The organism is Erythrobacter sp. NE805 (assembly GCF_046452355.1).
Classification (GTDB): domain Bacteria; phylum Pseudomonadota; class Alphaproteobacteria; order Sphingomonadales; family Sphingomonadaceae; genus Erythrobacter.
The window spans coordinates 1-4,025 of record NZ_JBKFDI010000009.1; the positions used below are offsets into that span (position 1 = coordinate 1).

Below are 4,025 nucleotides of genomic sequence, written 5' to 3' on the forward strand. Positions count from 1 at the left end.
TTCCGACCCGGCGATGGTCAGCTTCATCCGGGAGATGGTCGGCAAGCCGGGCGCGCTGCGCGGTGCCACCTTCGTGCTCGAGGTCGCGCACATGCTCGCCGTGGCGCAGAGCTCGCCCGTCACGCTCCAGCACCTGCGCAAGGCCTGGCAGCAGAACTCGAGCACCGTGCTTTGAGCGCGCTTCCAGAAGGACCGTGGACCATCGAACCGGGGGCGAACAGCCATGTTTTCGATGCGCGGATCATGGGACGCGGCGTCTGCCTCGCCTTCGCGGAAGGTGAACCAGTCTACGACGATGGGGGCAATCTTGTCGGCATCAAGCCGGCTCCTGCGACCCTCGCGATGGCAGCTGCCAGGGAACTGGTGGAGGCGCTCAGCTACGCCGAGCCGTACCTTGAGACGCTCCACTCCTTGATGCTCCAGAATGGCGGTAGCAAAAGCGAGGCAGCGAAGCTCTGCTGGGCCGCACTCACCAAAGCCCGCTCCGCCATGTCTTCGGCACGAGGCGAGCGATGATCCGCCTCTTAGACCTCTACCGAGAGGCCGCGCGCGAGCTCGATGCCGCGCGCGGTCCGGGCACCGCCCGGTCCGAAGCGATCGGAATGTCCATCACCCTCGGCCTCTTCGCGATCCTCGCGATCGGTGTGGCCGCAATCACGGGAGACGCATGATCATGGCTCTTTCCCTTGTCTCGACCGCCTTGGCGCGGCCGGCCCGCTTCGATCCCCGCGCCAAACGTCGCAACGCGATGATCGGCAAGGTCCATGTCGGCAAGAAGGCCCTCAGCCTCGACGAGGACGACTATCGCCAGATCCTGATCCTGGAAACCGGCAAGGCCTCGCTCAAGGATTGCTCCGAACGCGAACTGGAGATGGTGCTCGACCGGTTCCGGGCGCTTGGCTGGAAGGACCTGCCCCGGCCAGCGGCCAAAGGCGTCGCGCAGAACCCGATGGCTCGCAAGGCCCGTGCGCTGTGGATCTCGCTCTACCACCTCGGGTGGGCGCGCAACCGCGACGAGAAGGCGCTGGAGGCCTTCGCCAAGCGCCAGATCGGGTGCGAGCGGCTCGTCTGGGCCAAGCAGTCGGATGGCTACAGGCTGATCGAGGCCCTGAAGAAGCGGGCCGAGATCGAAGGCTGGGCGCAGACCGACGCGAGCGGCAACAACCTCTCGCCCCTGAAGCTCAATGAAGGGCTGTGCCACGCGATTCTCGCCAAGCTTGTGAAGGTGGGCGAAGCGCGCCCCGACTGGACCATCAATGTCGCGGCGTGGCGGCTGTGTGGCCTTGAGCTCGGGGCCAACGGGCCGATGAATGCCGAGGCCTATCAGAGCCTCGCTCAGCAGCTCGGCGCCAGGCTGCGCGCCGCGGGCGGTGCGGCATGAACGGCGTCGACTGGTTCGACGCCCACCCGGGCTACGCGGGCTTCGGTCGCATCACGGCCACGCGTTGGGCGTTCCGCTCGATCCTCAACACGATGATGCCGCTCTCGATCATCTTCGAGTTCTTCGGCGACTGCGAGGTGTGGCCATGAAAAGCGATCTCATCGAAGAGGCGTTCCTCGCAGTGATGAACGGCCCCGACCGCGAACTCGCCCTCCCGTTGACCGATTGGGCGGGCCGCAACCTGCTTCGGCGCCGGATCGCGGTGGCGCTGGAGCCACTCAAGTCCCGGCATGACGAGATCACTGCCGAGCGCGATCGGCTTCTTGCATCGATCGGCCGCATCGCCACGGCGATGGATCGCGATGATCTGGCATCCGCCCTCGAGGCGTTCAACGATCTGTTCGCCGAGGGCTTGATCTCAGCTCGCCAGCAGCTGGAGAGACTGCCATGAACGCCCGCGCATCCTTCGAGCGGATCGCCCCTCTCTGCTATCACGAGGGCGAAACCAACCGCTGCCCCCAGTGCCAGAACAAAGGGTGGCACGTCGGCCGCGTCACTGCCGAGTGCTCGCACTGCGGGCATCCGCTGCCGCTGGCGCAGGCGACGATCACCGGCGCGCCGGCCGAGCAGGCTGTCCACTGATGGACCGCGACAAGGCCATCCAGTTCGCGCTTTCCCGGCGTCCCGAGAGCATCGGAATGGCGCGGCTGTGCCAGGAGCTGCTCGCCGATATCGCAGGGAAGCCGGTGACTACCAAGGCGCCGGTACTTGTGCCGATGCGCCCCTACCGCTGGAACCCGGGCAATCCCTTCGGTCGGGCCGGCAAGGCCGGGTGTGGTGTCCCGACCGCTCTGGCCGAGCAGGGCGAATCCTGATGCCGATCCGGCCTGAGAACCGCGCCCGGTACCCGAAGAACTGGCCAGCGATCAGCCGCCGCATTCGCTTCGAGCGGGCGGGCAATCGCTGCGAGCAGTGCGGTGTGCCCAACCACGAGCTGGGCGGCCGCACGCCTGATGGCCAGTGGCACAAGGCCCGGATCACCGGCTGCGATCGCCGCCTGCCGGAGCCGGGCAGCGACTGGTGGTGCGATGGTCCGCACGGCGTCCAGAAGCTGCGGATCGTTCGAATCGTGCTGACCGTGGCGCATCTCGATCATCAGCCTGAGAACTGCGCCGAAGAGAACCTGCGCGCCTGGTGTCAACGGTGCCACAACCTCTACGACGCCAAGATGCGCCGCGCCGGCATCCGCGAGCGCGCCTTCGCCAATCAGATGACGCTGGATCTCGGCCAGTGACTGAAGAGCTCGCCTCGACCGGCTCGCGCGTGCTCGACGAGATCGCCGGGGTCATCGGCCTCAAGGCGGCGATCGACTTCGGCTGCGCCTTCCGCGGCGAGCGGGTCTACATCCCCCAGAATCCGGCGCGCGAGCCACGCATCGCCGAGGCGATCGGCGAGGAGCTCGCGCAGCGGCTCTGCGACACAATGTGGCGCACCGTCGTGCGCGTCCCGATGTCGGCGGTGCTGCATCTCAAGGTCAAGCAGCTCGACGCCGAAGGTCAGATGACGAGGCGCGAGATCGCCCGCCACTTGAACATCCGCGAGGGCCGGGTCTATGAGATCCTCCAGCGTGCCCGCAGGGAAGAGGCACAGCTGAGCCTCTTCTAGCGGACTTGCTCCGCCCCCGGAGGTAACGGCCGACGCCGATCCCGCCCTAGTCGCGGGACATGACCCAACCCCTCCTTTCCGAACGCACCCTGCTCGAGATCGCCGAGCACGAGGGCCTCGTGCTCAAGGCGTACAAGGACAGCGTCGGCGTGCTCACCTGGGGCTTCGGCGTCACCGATGTAAGCGGACACAAGGTCGGCCGCTACGACACCGCTAATGGCGGCAGCCGCTCATCGATCGAGCGCGCGGTCGAGGTCTTTGAATGGCTGCTGCGCACGAAGTATCTGCCGCAGGTGATCGCCGCCTTCCGCGGGCGCGCACTGACCGAGGCGCAGCTCACCGCGGCCCTCAGCTTCCACTGGAACACCGGCGCGATCGGGCAGGCCGACTGGGTGCAGTCCTTCCTGCTCGGCCGGCGCGAGCGCGCCTGGTCCGAGTTCATGAACTGGTCCAAGCCGAAGGAAATCATCTCCCGCCGCAAGGCCGAACGCGCGCTGTTCTTCGACGGCCGGTGGTCGGGCGACGGCGTCGTGATGATCTACGACCGGGTCAATCCGAAGGAGCCGCGCAACCCGGTCTGGTCGACCGGGCGCGAGATCGACATCAAGGATGAGGTCCGCGCTGCACTGCGCAAGGCGGGGAGCGCGCGCTGATGGGTGCGGCCGGCATCTGGGCTGCCCTGCGGCTGTTCGGCGCAGGGGCGCTTGACGGGCTTCTGAGAGGCCTCTCAGCGGTCGCCAGGTGGATCGTCAGCGACTGGCGCAACGGCCCGCTGGTGATCTGCGCGATCATGTGGGCGGTGCATGCGCTGCTCATCGTGCCCGCCCGCGATCGCACGATCGGCGAGACCGAGCAGCTGCTCACTGACACCCAGCTCGCCCACCTCGGGACCATCAGCAACTTCATCGACGCCAGCGCCAGGGCGAAGGCCGATGCCGAGGCCAACGCCGCGCGGGTGAAGGCCGAACAGGAAAGGATC

General features: G+C 67.3%; 12 protein-coding genes. All 12 read left to right on the top strand.

Annotation, left to right across the window (positions count from 1 at the left end; all coding sequences use genetic code 11):
* The first annotated feature begins 13 nt into the window (after positions 1-13).
* Positions 14-175 (top strand): hypothetical protein, encoded by a 162-nt coding sequence (locus ACLBKU_RS17495; protein ID WP_410180866.1) that lies wholly within the window; start codon positions 14-16, stop codon positions 173-175.
* A complete protein-coding gene (locus ACLBKU_RS17500) occupies positions 172-516 on the top strand; it encodes a hypothetical protein (RefSeq protein WP_410180855.1) in 345 nt (114 codons plus the stop codon). The genes ACLBKU_RS17495 and ACLBKU_RS17500 overlap by 4 nt, the downstream gene beginning before the upstream one ends.
* A complete protein-coding gene (locus tag ACLBKU_RS17505; protein WP_410180856.1) occupies positions 513-671 on the top strand; it encodes a hypothetical protein in 159 nt (52 codons plus the stop codon). Before ACLBKU_RS17500 ends, ACLBKU_RS17505 begins: the two co-directional genes overlap by 4 nt.
* 2 nt (positions 672-673) lie before the next feature.
* Positions 674-1,381, top strand: coding sequence for a gp16 family protein (locus ACLBKU_RS17510; protein WP_410180857.1), 708 nt, complete (start codon positions 674-676; stop codon positions 1,379-1,381).
* Positions 1,378-1,530, top strand: a complete 153-nt coding sequence (locus tag ACLBKU_RS17515; protein ID WP_410180858.1) for a hypothetical protein — start codon at positions 1,378-1,380, stop codon at positions 1,528-1,530. The genes ACLBKU_RS17510 and ACLBKU_RS17515 overlap by 4 nt, the downstream gene beginning before the upstream one ends.
* Positions 1,527-1,832, top strand: a complete 306-nt coding sequence (locus ACLBKU_RS17520; protein ID WP_410180859.1) for a hypothetical protein — start codon at positions 1,527-1,529, stop codon at positions 1,830-1,832. The genes ACLBKU_RS17515 and ACLBKU_RS17520 overlap by 4 nt, the downstream gene beginning before the upstream one ends.
* On the top strand, positions 1,829-2,023 hold the full coding sequence (locus tag ACLBKU_RS17525) for a hypothetical protein (RefSeq protein ID WP_410180860.1): 195 nt from the start codon (positions 1,829-1,831) through the stop codon (positions 2,021-2,023). The genes ACLBKU_RS17520 and ACLBKU_RS17525 overlap by 4 nt, the downstream gene beginning before the upstream one ends.
* Positions 2,023-2,256 carry a hypothetical protein gene (locus ACLBKU_RS17530; protein ID WP_410180861.1) on the top strand — a complete coding sequence of 78 codons (234 nt, stop codon included), beginning with the start codon at positions 2,023-2,025 and terminating at the stop codon, positions 2,254-2,256. The genes ACLBKU_RS17525 and ACLBKU_RS17530 overlap by 1 nt, the downstream gene beginning before the upstream one ends.
* Entirely contained in the window at positions 2,256-2,675 is a 420-nt protein-coding gene (locus ACLBKU_RS17535; protein WP_410180862.1) for a hypothetical protein, read from the top strand. Before ACLBKU_RS17530 ends, ACLBKU_RS17535 begins: the two co-directional genes overlap by 1 nt.
* Positions 2,672-3,046 (top strand): hypothetical protein, encoded by a 375-nt coding sequence (locus ACLBKU_RS17540; RefSeq protein WP_410180863.1) that lies wholly within the window; start codon positions 2,672-2,674, stop codon positions 3,044-3,046. Before ACLBKU_RS17535 ends, ACLBKU_RS17540 begins: the two co-directional genes overlap by 4 nt.
* A gap of 59 nt (positions 3,047-3,105) precedes the next feature.
* Positions 3,106-3,699, top strand: coding sequence for a lysozyme (locus ACLBKU_RS17545; RefSeq protein WP_410180864.1), 594 nt, complete (start codon positions 3,106-3,108; stop codon positions 3,697-3,699).
* Positions 3,699-4,025, top strand: a 327-nt coding sequence (locus tag ACLBKU_RS17550) for a hypothetical protein (RefSeq protein WP_410180865.1), incomplete at its 3' end; no start/stop codon positions are given. The genes ACLBKU_RS17545 and ACLBKU_RS17550, both read left to right, overlap by 1 nt.

What these genes read in the sequence shown, in the direction of transcription:
- ACLBKU_RS17510 (WP_410180857.1), top strand. Translation starts at nt 674, where the DNA reads ATGGCTCTTTCCCTTGTCTCGACCGCCTTGGCGCGGCCGGCCCGCTTC.
- ACLBKU_RS17535 (WP_410180862.1), top strand. Translation starts at nt 2,256, where the DNA reads ATGCCGATCCGGCCTGAGAACCGCGCCCGGTACCCGAAGAACTGGCCA.
- ACLBKU_RS17515 (WP_410180858.1), top strand. Translation starts at nt 1,378, where the DNA reads ATGAACGGCGTCGACTGGTTCGACGCCCACCCGGGCTACGCGGGCTTC.
- ACLBKU_RS17545 (WP_410180864.1), top strand. Translation starts at nt 3,106, where the DNA reads ATGACCCAACCCCTCCTTTCCGAACGCACCCTGCTCGAGATCGCCGAG.
- ACLBKU_RS17525 (WP_410180860.1), top strand. Translation starts at nt 1,829, where the DNA reads ATGAACGCCCGCGCATCCTTCGAGCGGATCGCCCCTCTCTGCTATCAC.
- ACLBKU_RS17495 (WP_410180866.1), top strand. Translation starts at nt 14, where the DNA reads ATGGTCAGCTTCATCCGGGAGATGGTCGGCAAGCCGGGCGCGCTGCGC.
- ACLBKU_RS17520 (WP_410180859.1), top strand. Translation starts at nt 1,527, where the DNA reads ATGAAAAGCGATCTCATCGAAGAGGCGTTCCTCGCAGTGATGAACGGC.
- ACLBKU_RS17530 (WP_410180861.1), top strand. Translation starts at nt 2,023, where the DNA reads ATGGACCGCGACAAGGCCATCCAGTTCGCGCTTTCCCGGCGTCCCGAG.
- ACLBKU_RS17505 (WP_410180856.1), top strand. Translation starts at nt 513, where the DNA reads ATGATCCGCCTCTTAGACCTCTACCGAGAGGCCGCGCGCGAGCTCGAT.